The sequence below is a fragment of the Streptomyces sp. NPDC059037 genome (genome assembly GCF_042740015.1).
In the GTDB taxonomy this organism is placed as follows: domain Bacteria; phylum Actinomycetota; class Actinomycetes; order Streptomycetales; family Streptomycetaceae; genus Streptomyces.
Genome location: NZ_JBHYIG010000257.1, coordinates 1 through 14309, shown reverse-complemented (window position 1 = coordinate 14309; position 14309 = coordinate 1). Strand labels below are relative to the sequence as shown.

The 14309-nt window shown below is 71.8% G+C and carries 12 protein-coding genes; 6 read left to right on the top strand and 6 right to left on the bottom strand.

Annotated elements, in window-relative coordinates:
- Positions 1-101: 101 nt before the first annotated feature.
- Genes ACFWY6_RS36090 through ACFWY6_RS36080 form a run of 3 tightly spaced genes read right to left on the bottom strand, consistent with a single transcriptional unit; the run spans position 102 to position 2738 of the window.
- Entirely contained in the window at positions 102-1064 is a 963-nt protein-coding gene (locus ACFWY6_RS36090; protein WP_384699720.1) for an NADP-dependent oxidoreductase, read from the bottom strand.
- Between the two features lie 52 nt (positions 1065-1116).
- Entirely contained in the window at positions 1117-2100 is a 984-nt protein-coding gene (locus tag ACFWY6_RS36085; protein WP_384699718.1) for a zinc-binding dehydrogenase, read from the bottom strand.
- A gap of 59 nt (positions 2101-2159) precedes the next feature.
- Complete coding sequence (locus tag ACFWY6_RS36080; RefSeq protein WP_384699717.1) at positions 2160-2738, bottom strand: NADPH-dependent FMN reductase; 579 nt, start codon at positions 2736-2738, stop codon at positions 2160-2162.
- A 230-nt stretch (positions 2739-2968) separates the two neighbouring features.
- Between ACFWY6_RS36080 and ACFWY6_RS36075 the strand changes: the two genes are divergently transcribed.
- Positions 2969-4369 (top strand): MFS transporter, encoded by a 1401-nt coding sequence (locus ACFWY6_RS36075; protein ID WP_384699715.1) that lies wholly within the window; start codon positions 2969-2971, stop codon positions 4367-4369.
- 23 nt (positions 4370-4392) lie between these two features.
- Here ACFWY6_RS36075 and ACFWY6_RS36070 read toward each other — a convergent pair whose 3' ends face one another.
- Genes ACFWY6_RS36070 through hmgA form a run of 3 tightly spaced genes read right to left on the bottom strand, consistent with a single transcriptional unit; the run spans position 4393 to position 7742 of the window.
- Positions 4393-5598, bottom strand: a complete 1206-nt coding sequence (locus ACFWY6_RS36070; RefSeq protein WP_384699713.1) for a type ISP restriction/modification enzyme — start codon at positions 5596-5598, stop codon at positions 4393-4395.
- A 25-nt stretch (positions 5599-5623) separates the two neighbouring features.
- Positions 5624-6373, bottom strand: a complete 750-nt coding sequence (locus tag ACFWY6_RS36065; RefSeq protein ID WP_266868732.1) for a GntR family transcriptional regulator — start codon at positions 6371-6373, stop codon at positions 5624-5626.
- Positions 6374-6407: 34 nt separating this feature from the next.
- Positions 6408-7742 carry a homogentisate 1,2-dioxygenase gene (hmgA, locus tag ACFWY6_RS36060; protein WP_384699711.1) on the bottom strand — a complete coding sequence of 445 codons (1335 nt, stop codon included), beginning with the start codon at positions 7740-7742 and terminating at the stop codon, positions 6408-6410.
- Positions 7743-7843: 101 nt separating this feature from the next.
- On the opposite strand from hmgA, the gene ACFWY6_RS36055 reads away from it, so the two are divergent.
- The 5 genes from ACFWY6_RS36055 to ACFWY6_RS36035 all read left to right on the top strand — a co-directional run bounded on the left by ACFWY6_RS36055 (position 7844) and on the right by ACFWY6_RS36035 (position 14283).
- Complete coding sequence (locus ACFWY6_RS36055; protein WP_384699709.1) at positions 7844-8488, top strand: TetR/AcrR family transcriptional regulator; 645 nt, start codon at positions 7844-7846, stop codon at positions 8486-8488.
- Between the two features lie 137 nt (positions 8489-8625).
- Positions 8626-10047 (top strand): CitMHS family transporter, encoded by a 1422-nt coding sequence (locus ACFWY6_RS36050; protein WP_384699707.1) that lies wholly within the window; start codon positions 8626-8628, stop codon positions 10045-10047.
- Complete coding sequence (locus tag ACFWY6_RS36045) at positions 10047-11288, top strand: MFS transporter (RefSeq protein WP_384699705.1); 1242 nt, start codon at positions 10047-10049, stop codon at positions 11286-11288. Before ACFWY6_RS36050 ends, ACFWY6_RS36045 begins: the two co-directional genes overlap by 1 nt.
- A gap of 204 nt (positions 11289-11492) precedes the next feature.
- Positions 11493-12704, top strand: a complete 1212-nt coding sequence (locus ACFWY6_RS36040; protein ID WP_384699703.1) for an RNA-guided endonuclease InsQ/TnpB family protein — start codon at positions 11493-11495, stop codon at positions 12702-12704.
- A gap of 190 nt (positions 12705-12894) precedes the next feature.
- Complete coding sequence (locus ACFWY6_RS36035; RefSeq protein WP_384699701.1) at positions 12895-14283, top strand: aldehyde dehydrogenase family protein; 1389 nt, start codon at positions 12895-12897, stop codon at positions 14281-14283.
- Positions 14284-14309: the final 26 nt, after the last annotated feature.

Genomic DNA, 14309 nt, shown 5'->3' with positions numbered 1-14309 from the left:
GCCGTCCGGCCGTCCGGCCGTCCGGCCGTCCGGCCGTCCGGCCGTCCGGCCGTCCCGCTGCGCGTCCGCTTCGCGGCGGATGATTCCCGCCCGCCCACCTGTCACCCCGCAGCGGACCATCGCGTCAGGATCACCTTTCCGCGGCCGTGCCCCGTCCCGACATCCCGCTGCGCGTCCGCCGCCCGCTCCCAGGGGTACTCCGCGCGGATGTGGACCCGGAGACGGCCCTTCGCGTACAGGAGGGTCATCTCGGCCAGGCGGTCGGCCGTGCGCGTGCCCGTGAGTTCGGGGAGGCCCAGGCGGCGGGCCTGGTCCGTGTCGACCATCGTGATGACGCGGTCGGGGTGCCTGGCCACCTCCGCCGACACCCGCAGCGCGTCCCCGCCCGCCCCGTCGAGCGCCGCGTCCACCCCGCCGGGGGCGATCGCCCGCACCCGCTCTGCCAGGCCGTCGCCGTATGTCACGGGGATCGCGCCGAGCGAGCGCAGATGGGCGTGGTTGGCCTCACTCGCCGTCCCGATGACCGTCGTCGCGCCCCACGCCCGCGCCAACTGCACGGCCAGCGTGCCGAGTCCGCCCGCCGCCGCGTTGATCAGGACCGTGTCGCCGGGGCCCACCCGCATCGCGGTCAGTGCCATGTGGGCGCCCTGCGCGTTCCCGGAGAAGCCGCCCGCCACCGCCCACTCCATCTCCTCGGGCTTGCGCACCACTTGGTCGGCGCCCACGACGACGTACTGCGCGTACGCGCCGAGCAGCGAGAAGCCGAGCACCGGATCGCCGGGGCCGAAGCCGGTGACGTCCGGAGCGACGGCGTCCACCGTTCCTGCGAACTCATTGCCCGGCACGATCGGGAACTGTGCCCCCGGCGGCCGGATCACCCCCTCCCGGACCCCGATGTCGAACGGCAGCACCCCGGCCGCCCGCACCCGCACCCGCACCTGGCCGGGACCCGGCTCGGGGACGGGCAACTCCACCGGGCGCAGCACGTCAGCCGGTCCGTATGCCGTGACGGCCGCCGCCCGCATCGTCTGCGCGGCCCGCGTTGTCTGTGTCGTATCCGTCATGATGAAGCTCAACTCCCTTGTCTCGGTTGTGTCGATTCGGTGATGCCGCCGGCTACGGGATCAGGACCACCTTCCCGACCGTCTCCCTGTTCAGGAGGGCCGCGTGCGCCGCCCCGGCGTCCCGCAGGGGGAACGTCGTCACCGCCGGGACGAGCGTGCACCGCGCCGCCTCCGCGAGCGCCTGCTCCTGGAGGCCCCGCAGGCCGCCGGGGACGCGCGCGATGCGCGGGCCCAGTGCGTAGGCCGCCGTCAGGAGGTTCGCCTGCAGGTCCTTGGCGGTGAACTCCGTGGGGGTGCCCGACGACCAGCCGTACATCACGAACCGGCCGCCGCAGCCCAGGAGTTCCAGCGCGGCGCGCCCCGCATCGCCGCCCACGCCGTCGAACACGACGCTCACCTCGCGGCCGCCGAGCGCCGCACGCACCTCGTCCGCCCAGCCGGGCCGCGTGTAGTCGACGGCCACGTCCGCGCCGCAGGACCGCACCCGTGCGACCTTCCGTGGGCCGCCCGCCGCGCCCACCACGCTCACGCCCGCGTTCCTCGAGGCTTGCACGAGCAGGGTGCCGATGCCGCCGGCGGCCGCCGTCACCAGCGCCACGTCGTCCGGTTCCAGTGCAGCGACGTGCAGGACGCCGAGCGCCATCCGTCCGGTGCCGACCATGGCGATCGCCGCCTCGTACGAGAGGCCGTCCGGCAGCGCGAACAGCGCCTCCGTCTCGCGCACGGCCAGCTCCGCATAGCCCGCGTTGACCAGGCCGAGATGGGTGACGACCCGGCGTCCGAGCCACTCCTCGGCGACCCCCTCGCCCAGGCCGTCGACGACGCCCGCCACCTCGCGTCCCGGGGTGATGGGCAACTCCGGGACAGGGAAGGGGAGCTTGTCGGACGTGCCCGCCTGGAGCGCGGTGTCGACGAGGTGGACTCCCGCCGCCCGTACGGCGATCCGGACCTGCCCGGGGCCCGGCACGGGGTCGGGCAGGTCCTCGTACCGCAGGTTCTCGGGTCCGCCGAAGGTGTGCAGTCGAATGGCACGCATGGTCAACTCGCTTTCGTAGTACGAGGATCAGGGAGGCGGGCGATCAGAGGAGGCAGGGGTCACGCGGCGTAAGGGCGGTCCGCCTTCGCGTCGCGCAGGGTCACGCCCCACCACGCGAGCTGATCGAGCAGCACCTTGGCGGCGCCCGCCGGACCCACCTCGTCGTGCGGCCGCCCGTCGGGCCCGAACCGCTGCCATACGCCGTGGAAGCTGACCGTGTCCCGCATCGTCGGCGCGTGCAGCTCGGCGAAGACCAGTCGCAGCTGCTCCACCGCGCGCAGCCCGCCGGCGACACCCCCGTACGAGACGAAGCCCACCGGCTTGGCCTGCCACTCCTCCCGGTGCCAGTCGATGGCCTGCTTGAGGTCGCCGGGGAAGCTGTGGTTGTACTCGGGCGTGATGACGACATACGCGTCGGCCGCCGCGATCCGCGGAGTGATCGAGCCGATGGCGGGGGCGGCCGGGCTGTCGAGGATCTCCGGGCGCTCGCCGCCCGCGCCCGCCAGGTCGATCACGTCGACGGCGAGGTCGTCGCGCTGCCCGGCGACCGAGACGAACCAGTCGCGGACGGTCGGTGCGAAGCGGCCCTCGCGGGTGCTTCCGACGATGACCGCCACCTGAAGTCGCTGCGTGGTCATGGGGGTTCCTCCAAGGTTCTCGGGGCCCGGCCCGTGCTGCCGTGCCGACACCGAGAAAGCTAGGGAGGGCCGCGGGTGCGGGGCCTCTGTCGGACGACCGGGATCGCGACCGGGGGAGGACCGGGATCGCGACCGGGGGACGACCGGGGTTCCGGCCGAACTCGCTACCTGGTCACCCCCAGTCGTACGACAGAGGCGAGACGACAGCCCCGGTTCCTAGCGTCAGACCCATGACGCAGACGACGCGCGACACCACGCTCCCCGGCGGCACCGACTCCGCGGGCGGCCCGTCGACCCGATGGGCGCCGGTCGCCGTGATGGCGCTGGCCTTGCTGATGGTCACCCTCGAACTGAGCCTGTCCTCCGTGACCTTGCCCGCCATCGGGTCCGAACTCGACGTGGGGACCGGCGCGACCCAGTGGGTCCTGCTCGCCTACGCCCTGCCGACGGCCGCCCTCGCGATCCCCGCGGGGCGGTGGACGGACCGCGTGGACCTGCGCGCCCTGTTCCTCTTCGCGGTCCCGGCGGTCGGCCTCAGCAGTGTCCTCGCCGCCGTCGCGCCGAACTTCCCGCTCCTCGTCGCCGCACGCGTCCTGCAGGGCGTGGCGAGCGCCCTGGTCGGCGCGCTCTACCTGCCGGTGGTCGCCGCGACGGTACGCCCCGACCAGCGCGGCCGCGCCATGGGCTACATCGCCACGATCATGCCGCTCGGCTCGATGGGCGGCTCCTCGCTCGGCGGGCTCGTCGCGGACGCGTACGGCTGGCGGCCGGTGATGCTGATGAAGATCCCGGTCCTGATCGTGGTGATCTGGCTCGGCGCGCGCTTCATCCCCTCGACCGGGCGGCAGGGGCTGACGCGGCCCGACCGTTCCCTGGTGGGCGACGGCCTGGTCCTGGGCGGTGCGTTGACCGCGTTCCTGGTGGGCTTCGACCGGATCGAGGCCGGGCAGCCCGTGGTCGCCGCGCTGTTCGGTGCGGCCGGCGCCGCGCTCGCGGCGTGCTGGACGCGGATGCGCTCGGCGGCCCCGGTGATCGGCCTCCTGCGGCGCGGGCCCATCGGCCTTCCGATGCTCGCCCTCCTGCTGACCGGCACCTTCGTGGGCCTGTCCTACTTCCTGCTGCCCTTCTACATCGCCGACGTCCTGGACCGGGGCGCCGCCATGACCGGCCTCGCGATGGTCTTCTTCATCGGCTCGGTGGCCCTCTGCTCGCCGTTCAGCGGCCGCCTCGCGGACCGGCTGCCCGGCAGATACCTGGGGGCGGGCGGACTGTTCCTGGTCATCGTCGGCCTGCTGAGCATGCTGACGCTGGGTCCCGGTGCGGGGCTGCTCGACATCGGCTGGCGGCTCGCCGTGATCGGCGTGGGACAGGCGCTGTTCGGTACGCCGGTGAACGCGTCGATCCTGGCCGCCACCCCGCCCGACATGGTGGGCACCAGTGGCGGCGCCGGCAACACGTTCCGCACCCTCGGTTTCACGCTCGGCCCCGCGATCGCCGCGCTGTCCTACGGCCTGGGCGGCGGGGGGTCGTCGGGCTTCCGTACGGGAGTTGTCGTGCTGGCACTGCTGCAGGCGGCGGGGGTGGTGGCGTTGCTGGCGTCGGAGGGCGGGCAGCGGAGCCGGGCGGACTGAGCCCGCCGCGGGCGCCTGTGCCCTCAAAGGAGCGCGAACTGGCCCCCCGGGCCCTCTTCGTGGTGGTCCAGGACGGATGCCGGGCGGCGGGCCGCGGCCGGTACGGGCAGGATGCCCGCCCTCCGCAGCCCCTCGGCGGTCGTCGCCGACGAGCTGCCGAGTGACTCCCGCAACTCCCGTTGCTGCGGCCCCAGTTCATGGAGCAACGCCAGCACGGTGATGAGTTCCAGGAGCTCCGACGTCCACGCCTGCGGCCACGTCGAGGGGCGGATCGCCTCCAGCGTGCCGGGCTCGGCCGGCTCCGTGCGGCGGGTGAACCACAGGTCGAGGACCCTGACCCCGCTCACCTCGTACTCCCATGCCTCCCGCGGCACCGGCGAGATGCGGCCCTCGTCCAGGAACAGCGCCTCCTCGTCGGCGTCGTAGGACAGTTCCGAGGGGCGGGCCGGCAGCGGCGCCCGTACGTAGGGCCTGCGTCCCCCGGGGAGCTTCGGCCGTGCCCCGTCGCCGCGCGCCTGCAGCCGCAGGACGCGGCGGCCGAGCTCCGTGCCCCGCGCCCACACCTCGGCGTCGGAGGTCAGCGGCACCCGGCAGCCGGCGGCCGACCCGTCGGCCACGGAAAGGGTCCAGGCGAGGAGCTCTCCGGCGTCGACGTCGTGCCCGAGCAGGTCGGAGAGATGCCCGAGCAGACCGGGCGCCACATTGGGCTCAAGCCCTCCGGGGCGGCGGAACAGCGGGCGGATCCTGCCGGGGCGCCCGGCGGGGGAGCGGCCGTCGGGCAGCACGGCCGACGCGAGTACGGCGGGCCCCGCGCAGCCGGCGACGTGCCCCTGCTCCACCAGGAACAGCTGGCCACCGCCCGCGACGCGCCACAACTCCGGCCGCGCGGCGTCGATGAGCCGGTGGTCCGGGATCAGCCACTGCTCGTCGAAGGGGCCGTGCAGGACGCGCACCGGCTCGGGGCAGCGGCCTGTCTCGCCTGCCAGCGGGCCCGTTCCTGCCTGGTGGCCGGGGAGTTGGGCGACCGAGGTGTGCAGGGTGCGCGAGCGCGACGGGCAGAGCAGCCGGGCACGCTCCGTGCCGTCCGCGCTGACGAACGCGTCCCAACGGGCCCTGAGGGATGCGGCGTCCGGCCCCATCGGCCACCCCCGGCCGGTCCTCAGGGGCGCGACGGACCACGGCATCAGGTCGGCGAGCAGCGGCGCTTCGTCGTGCGTCACGCCCGGCATCGTACGACGTCGGATGCGGGCGCCATCAGGTGGCGTCGAGGGTGACCGTGAAGGAGAAGCGGTCGCCGCGATAGTGGATGCGGGCCACGTCGAGGGCGCGGCCGTCCTCGTCGTACGTGATCCCCGTGTAGTGCAGGATCGGGCTGAGCAGCGGCACTTGGAGGAGGCGGGCCGTCTCCGGGTCGGCGAGCGTGGCCTCGACGGTGTCGGTGATCCTGCTGATCTTGACGCCCACCACGTCGCGCAGGACCTTCGTCATGGGCCAGCGCGCCAGATCGTCGAGCTCGACCCGCTCGGCCAGCTCGGGGCGGATGAAGTTATGGGCGTGATTGGTCGGTTCGCCCGTCTTCTCGTCGCTGCGCAGACGGTGGTACGTCGTCACCTCGGCGACATCGGGGAAGTACTCGGCGAGCTCGCCGGAGACCGGCGCCGTGCCGTGCGAAAGGAGTTCGGTGCTCATGCCCGACTGCTGGGCCACGATCGCGTCGACCGAGCCGAGCAGCCGGACGGGAGAGCCCCGCCGGACGCTCGGCTCGATGAACGTGCCGCGCCGCCGGTGCCGGGTGATCAGGCCCTCGTCCTCCAGCTCCTTGAGGGCCTGGCGCATGGTGAGGACGCTCACTCCGTAGTGCCCCGCCAGCTGCTCCTCGGTGGGCAGCCGCAGCGGGGCATCGGGTGTGCGGCCGAGTATCGAGGCGCGCAGGGACTGCGACACCTGATACCACAGCGGCAGCTTTCGATTCAGGACGATCGAGTCCGGGGCGAAGGCGGTCACGGTCTCTCCGGATCAGTACGGAATCAGAGCTGGATCAGCTACGGAAATGGCGCTCCAGACCTTGCCACACGTCGTCGTACCCGCGCTGCAGATGGGACGCCTGAGCTGCCTGTTCCGTCGCCGTCACCGGCCAGCGCGTCTCGAACATGAAGGCAAGGCCGTCGTCGATCTTCTGCGGCTTCAGCTCGGCGGCCGAGGCCTTGTCGAAGGTCTCGCGGTCGGGTCCGTGCGCCGACATCATGTTGTGCAGCGAGCCGCCGCCCGGCACGAAGCCCTCCGCCTTCGCGTCGTACGCGCCCTCGATGAGGCCCATGTACTCGCTCATCACGTTCCGGTGGAAGTACGGCGGCCGGAAGGTGTTCTCGCCCACCAGCCAGCGTGGCGCGAAGACGACGAAGTCGACGCCGGCGAGGCCCGGGGTGTCCGACGGCGAGGTGAGCACGGTGAAGATCGACGGGTCCGGGTGGTCGTAGCTGATCGAGCCGATCACATTGAAGCGGTGCAGGTCGTAGACGTACGGGACGTGATTGCCGTGCCAGGCGACCACGTCGAGCGGTGAGTGGTCGTAGGTCGCGCGCCACAGGTTGCCGCAGAACTTGTTCACCACCTCCACCGGGCGCTCGACAGCTGCGTCGCCTTCGTATGCGGCGACCGGCGCCCTGAAGTCCCGTGCGTTCGCCAGGCCGTTGGCGCCGATCGGGCCGAGGTCGGGGAGCTGGAAGGGCGCGCCGTAGTTCTCGCACACATACCCGCGCGCGCTCTCGTCGAGCAGCTCCACGCGGAAGCGGACGCCGCGCGGGATCAGCACGACCTCGCCGGGCTCCGCGTGCAGCAGCCCGAACTCGGTGCGCAGCAGCAGCCCGCCCTGCTCGGGCACGATCAGGAGCTCGCCGTCCGCGTCGCTGAACACCCGGTCCGTCATGGAGGAGTTGGCGTAGTAGAGGTGAATGCCCATGCCGGTGCGCTGTGTCGCGTCGCCGTTGCCGCCGAGCGTCCAGAGGCCCGCGAGGAAGTCCGTGCCGGGCGCCGGCTCGGGGAGCGGGTTCCAGCGCAGCCGGTTCGGGTCGGGCGCCGCTTCGGCGAAGGGCGCCGTACGGATCGCGCCGTTGTCGACGCGTGTGAACCGCGGATGCGCCGCGGAGGGGCGGATGCGGTAGAGCCACGAGCGCCGGTTGTGCGCGCGGGGCTCGGTGAAGGCCGTGCCGCTCAGCTGCTCCGCGTAAAGACCCAGCGGTGCGCGCTGCGGCGAGTTGCGGCCGTGCGGCAGGGCGCCCGGCACCGCCTCGGAGCTGTGTTCGTTGCCGAAGCCGGAGAGGTAGGCCAGCCCTTCGGCCGTCTTCCGTGCGTCGGTGGTGTGATCCCCGCTCATCATCGCTCCCTCGTCAACGATTCCTATAGGACACCGTAGGATTCGCGTTTTCCTTCCGCAAGAGGAAGCGCCGAATGTGAGCGGTGCTCTACTCTCCCGGGATGCCCCACCGGAACCCGCCCAAGGAACCGAGGCCGACAGGACCCCTGCGCCGCACCCCCGTGCAGCAACGCAGCGCGGAGCGCCTGACCCGGATCCTCGACGCCTGCGCCGACCTCCTGGACGAGGTCGGCTACGAAGGCCTCAGCACCCGCGCCGTCGCCCGGCGCGCGGACGTCCCGATCGGCTCCGTCTACCGCTTCTTCGGCAACAAACGGGCCATGGCCGACGCCCTGGCCCACCGCAACCTCGACCTGTACGGGGAGCGCGTCGCGGCCCGCGTCGCCGACGTCGATCGCGGCGACTGGCGCGGCGCCGTCGACGCGGCCTTCGACGAGTACCTCGCCATGAAGCGCACCGTCCCCGGCTTCGGCCTGGTCGACTTCGGCATCCCCTCGGCCCCCGACGCGATGCCCGACGCCAACTCCGACGTCGCCGAACGGGTGGCCGCGCTGCTCGCCGACCACCTCGACCGTCCGCTGGACGCACGGCTGCGCCGCACCGTGCTCGTCGGCGTCGAGGCGGTCGACGCGGTGCTCCAGCTCGCGTTCCGCGTCGACGCGTCGGGAGACCCGGCCCTCATCGACGAGACGCGGACGCTGCTGCACGCGTACTTCGCCGGATCCCTCGACGCGCCACCTCGCTGACTCGCCACCTCGTTGACCTGGAGTTTTGCGCTTATTGCTCGCGCGTCAACATCTTGTTAACGCTCAATTCCCGGCCCTAACGTCATCCGGACCGCCAGACCTGGTGGGAGTTCGATGGTGAACGTTAGGTAGCCCCCATGCTGACAATCCTCGGATTCGTCATGATCGCCACGTTCCTGGTGCTGATCATGATGAAGAAGATGTCGCCGATCGCGGCACTGGTGCTGATCCCCGCGCTCTTCTGCGTGTTCGTAGGAAAGGGAGCCCATCTCGGGGACTACGTCCTCGAAGGCGTCGGCAATCTGGCGCCCACGGCGGCCATGCTCATGTTCGCCATCGTGTACTTCGGCGTCATGATCGACGTCGGCCTCTTCGACCCGATCGTCCGGGCCATCCTGCGCTTCTGCAAGGCGGACCCGGTGCGCATCGTGGTCGGCACCGCGCTGCTCGCCGCGATCGTCTCGCTCGACGGCGACGGCTCGACGACCTTCATGATCACGGTCTCGGCGATGTATCCGCTCTACAAGCGCCTCAAGATGAGCCTCGTCGTCATGACGGGTGTCGCGGCCACCGCCAACGGCGTCATGAACACCCTGCCCTGGGGCGGCCCGACGGCCCGTGCCGCGACCGCGCTGAAGGTCGACGCGGCCGACATCTTCGTCCCGATGATCCCGGCGCTCGCCATGGGTCTGGTCGCGGTCTTCCTCCTCTCCTACGCACTGGGCCTGCGCGAGCGCAAGCGGCTCGGCATGCTCTCGCTTGACGAGGTCCTGGAGAAGGAGACCGCGAGCGAGACGGTTCTGGTGGGTACGGGTGGCGGCGCCGACGGACGTACGTCGCTCACGAAGAAGACCACCGGGGGAGCGGGTTCGGGAACGGACGCGGACACCGCCGACGCAGCCGACGAGGACGACGGCTTCCAGGGGCTCGACCCGAACCGCGCGACCCTGCGCCCCAAGCTCTACTGGTTCAACGCGGGCCTCACCGTCCTGCTCCTGACCGCCATGATCATGGAGTGGCTGCCGATCCCGGTCCTCTTCCTGCTCGGCGCCGCGCTCGCCCTGACGGTCAACTTCCCGCACATGCCCGACCAGAAGGCCCGCATCGCCGCCCACGCGGAGAACGTCCTCAACGTCACCGGCATGGTCTTCGCGGCCGCCGTCTTCACCGGCGTCCTGCAGGGAACCGGCATGGTCGACAGCATGGCCAAGTGGCTCGTCGACGCCATCCCCAGTGGCATGGGCCCGCACATGGGCCTGGTGACGGGTCTCCTCTCGCTCCCGCTCACCTACTTCATGTCGAACGACGGCTTCTACTTCGGTGTCCTGCCGGTGCTCGCCGAGGCCGGCCAGGCGCACGGAGTCGGCACCCTCGAAATCGCCCGCGCCTCGATCGCAGGTCAGGCCCTGCACATGTCGAGCCCGCTCGTGCCCGCCGTGTACGTCCTGGTCGGCATGGCCAAGGTCGAGTTCGGCGACCACACCAAGTTCACCGTCAAATGGGCCGTGCTCACCTCGCTGGTGGTGCTCGGCTCCGGAATCCTCTTCGGCATCATCTGATGCCATCGACACCGGGCCGTGCCTGGTTGCTGCGCCTCGTCATCGCCTTCAGCTTCGCGCAGGGGGCGGTGTCGATGGCGCGTCCGGCCGTCTCCTACCGGGCCCTGTCGCTTGGCGCCGACGAGCGGGCGATCGGCGTCATCGCCGGTGTCTACGCCCTGCTCCCGCTCTTCGCGGCCGTGCCGCTCGGCCGCAGGACCGACCACGGGCGGTGCGCGCCGCTCCTTCCGGTCGGCGTCGTGCTGATCTCCGGTGGGTGCGCGCTCAGCGGCACGGCGGGCTCGCTCGGCGCGCTGGCCGCCTGGAGCGGTGTGATGGGGCTCGGCCACCTCTGCTTCGTGATCGGCGCCCAGTCGATCGTCGCGCGGCAGTCCGCGCCCGACGAACAGGACCGCAACTTCGGGCACTTCACGATCGGCGCATCGCTGGGGCAGCTGATCGGGCCGGTCGCCGCGGGATCCCTCATCGGCGGGGACATGGGCCGCAGCAGTGCGCTCGCCCTGATCGTGTCGGGGGCGGTCGCCGCGGTCTCCCTCACCTCGCTGTGGCGCATCGAGCACGTCAGGCCGTCCGGCGGGGGCCCGAAGCGGGGCGAGAAGGTGCCGGTGCTCGGCATCCTGCGCACCCGGGGCGTGCCCGCGGGGATCTTCATCAGCCTCGCGGTGCTCTCCGCCACCGACATCCTCACGGCGTATCTGCCGGTGGTCGGCGAGCACCGGGGCATCGCGCCCGCCACGGTCGGGGTGCTGCTCTCGCTGCGGGCCGCAGCGACGATCGCCTGCAGGCTCGTCATGACGCCGCTGATCAGTCTCCTGGGCCGTACGACGCTGATCGTCGTGACGTGTGCGCTGGCCGCCCTGCTGTGTGCGGGGATCACGCTGCCGGTGCCGGTGTGGGGGCTCGCCGTGATGCTGGCCCTCCTCGGCTTCTGCCTCGGGGTCGGCCAGCCGCTGTCGATGACGACGGTGGTCCAGGCGGCCCCGGAGGGCGCCCGCTCGACCGCGCTCGCGCTGCGGCTGACGGGGAACCGGCTCGGGCAGGTGGCCGCGCCCGCGGGGGCGGGGCTGATTGCCGGGGTGGCGGGCGTCGCGGCGCCGTTCGTGACGCTGGGGGGACTGCTGCTGGTGGCGGCGGGGTTGGGGCTGAGGCGGGGCCCTGCGGGGCCTTCCCCAACCCCACCCCTTCCCGAAGCTGAGGGCTCTGCCCCTAGACCCCCGCTCCCCAGACGCCGGAGGGGCTGAACTACCCCGGCCCGGGTGTCGCGACGCGGAGCGTCTGTAGTGCTGTCGGCGCCGCCGAGCCGGGGCGAACGCGTGTGCCCGTGGTCGCCGATTGGGGTGGTGGCTGCGGGATCGAGGCACGTGCGTGCGGCCGTCGTACGTATGGTCCTTCGGAGGGCCGGGGATGCGATGGCGCTCGGTCGGGAACCGTGAGGGGTGGGCGAGATGGCGCAGGTGAGGGAGGCCGGGCATGCCCGGTACACCTACCGGCTGCGTGTGTCGTCCACCGCCCGCACAGCGCTGGCGGCGGAGTGGGACCGTTGCCGGTGGGTGTGGAACGAATGTGTCGCCAAGTCCAGGGCCGTACACCTGCACAACGCGGCCACCGGCCAGAAGGCCATGTGCGGCCCGGCTCAACTCCACAGGATGTTGACTGAGGCGCGCGCCCGTACGCCGTGGCTGCGCGCGGGGTCGTCGGTTGCCCAGCAGCAGGTCATCCGCGACTTCGGCCGATGCCGCGCCAAGGCGCACAGGGACATCAAGGAGCGGCTGCCGGTGGCACGCCGGGCGGGCATGCCGAAGTGGAAGACCAAGCGTGAGGCCCTGCCGACCCTCAACTACACCCGGCCTGGTTTCCGGTTGAAGGACGGCCGTCTGCACTTGGCGGGCGGCATTGCCGTGGCGGTGGTGTGGTCGCGGGAGCTGCCCGCCGACCCGTCCTCGGTGCGCGTCTACCAGGACAGCCTGGGGCATTGGTACTGCTCGTTCGTCGTTCCCGCCCAGGTCCAGCCCCTGCCGGGGACCGGTGCGGTGATCGGTGTGGACTGGGGCGTGAAGGAGACCGCGACCACCACGTCCGACGCGTACGACCTGCCGCACGCCGAGTACGGCAAGAAGGCCAAGGAGAAGCTGGCCCGGTACGACCGGATGATGGCCCGCCGCAAACCGGAGAAGGGGCGGCCCGGATCGAAGGGCTACCGCGAGGCGAAGAAGCTGCGGGCCAAGGCGCACAAGAAGGTCGCCCGGCAGCGTGCGGACAGCGGCCGCAAGTGGGCCAAGAAGGTTGTCCGTGACCACGACGCCGTCGCCGTCGAGGACTTCCGTCCGAAGTTCCTCGCCAAGACCACGATGGCCCGCAAGGCCGCTGACGCCGCCATCGGCGCCACCAAGGCCGCACTGATCGAGATGGGTCGCAAGCACGGGCGGGACATCCGCCTCGTCCACCCCGCGCACACCACGATGGACTGCGCGCAGTGCGGAGCGAGAGCCAAGCACGTACTGCCGCTGGGGATGCGCACCTACACCTGCACCGCGTGCGGAGCCGCGTCCCCACGGGACAAGAACTCCGCACGCGTGATGCTCGTCCGGGCTGGTCTCAACCCGGCTGGTGCTGAGGGCGGAAGACCTCCTGGAGCGCTGCTCCAGGAGGCAGCCTGAGCCAGGAACCCCCTCCCTTCAAGGAGGGGAGGATTCAAGAGGGGGTCCTCCTCATAGGCGTCGGCAGTGTTCACACGTCGTAGAGCCGGAAGTCGTCGGCGAGGGCAGGAGGCCTGCGGGGGCAGGCGCCCCTGGTGTCGAAAAACTATCAGCGCTAGTTTGGTGCGCGGACGACTATCAGGAGGATGCGATGAAGGCCCACGACGGGATGTACATCGGCGGCGCCTGGCGCCCGGCCGCAGGCACGGACACGATCGAGGTCGTGAACCCGGCCGACGAGCAGGTCATCGACCGGGTGCCGGCCGGCACGGCACAGGACGTCGACGCCGCGGTGCGCGCCGCCCGCGACGCCTTCGCCGCCTGGTCCACGACACCGCCCGCCGAGCGTGCCGCGCTCATCGGGGCGCTGCGCGACCAACTGGTCGCCCGCAAGGACGAGATCGCCGAGACCGTGACGGCCGAACTCGGCGCCCCGCTCCCGTTCTCGCAGATGGTGCACGCCGGGGTGCCGATCCTGGTCGCGGGCTCGTACGCGGATCTCGCCGCGACGTACTCCTTCGAGGAGAAGATCGGCAACTCCACCGTCTACCTCGAACCGGTCGGCGTGGTCGGCGCGATCACCCCCTGGAACTACCCCCTCCACCAGATCGTCAACAAGGTCGCCCCCGCGCTCGCCGCGGGCTGCACCGTCGTCCTCAAGCCCGCCGAGGACACCCCGCTCACCGCCCAGCTCTTCGCCGAGGCCGCGCACGAGGCGGGCATCCCCGCCGGAGTCTTCAACCTCGTCACCGGCCTCGGCCCGGTCGCGGGCCAGGCGCTCGCCGAGCACGAGGGCGTCGACCTGGTCTCCTTCACCGGCTCCACCGCCGTCGGCAAGCAGATCGGCGCCACCGCGGGCGCCGCGGTCAAGCGCGTCGCCCTGGAACTCGGCGGCAAGTCCGCGAACGTCATCCTGCCGAGCGCGGACCTCGCCAAGGCGGTGAACGTCGGCGTCGCCAACGTCATGTCCAACTCCGGCCAGACGTGCAGCGCGTGGACCCGCATGCTGGTGGACTCCGCGCGCTACGACGAGGCCGTGGAGCTCGCCGCGGCGGCCGCCGCCAAGTACGGCTCGCGCATCGGCCCCGTCGTCAACGCCAAGCAGCAGGCGCGGGTGCGGGGTTACATCGAGAAGGGCGTGGAGGAGGGTGCGCGCGTGGTGGCGGGCGGCGCCGAATCCCCGGCCGGCCAGGGCTATTTCATCCAGCCCACCGTCTTCGCCGACGTCACCCCCGAGATGACCATCGCCCAGGAGGAGATCTTCGGTCCGGTCGTCTCGATCATCCGGTACGAGGACGAGGACGACGCCCTGCGCATCGCCAACGGCACCGTGTACGGGCTCGCGGGCGCGGTCTGGGCGGCCGACGACGCGGAGGCGGTCGCCTTCGCCCGCCGCATGGACACCGGCCAGGTCGACATCAACGGCGGCAGCTTCAACCCCCAGGCGCCGTTCGGCGGTTACAAGCAGTCGGGGGTCGGCCGCGAGCTGGGCCCGCACGGCCTGACGGAGTACCTGCAGACCAAGTCCCTCCAGTTCTGAGCTCTGAGCTCTGAGCTCTGAGCTCC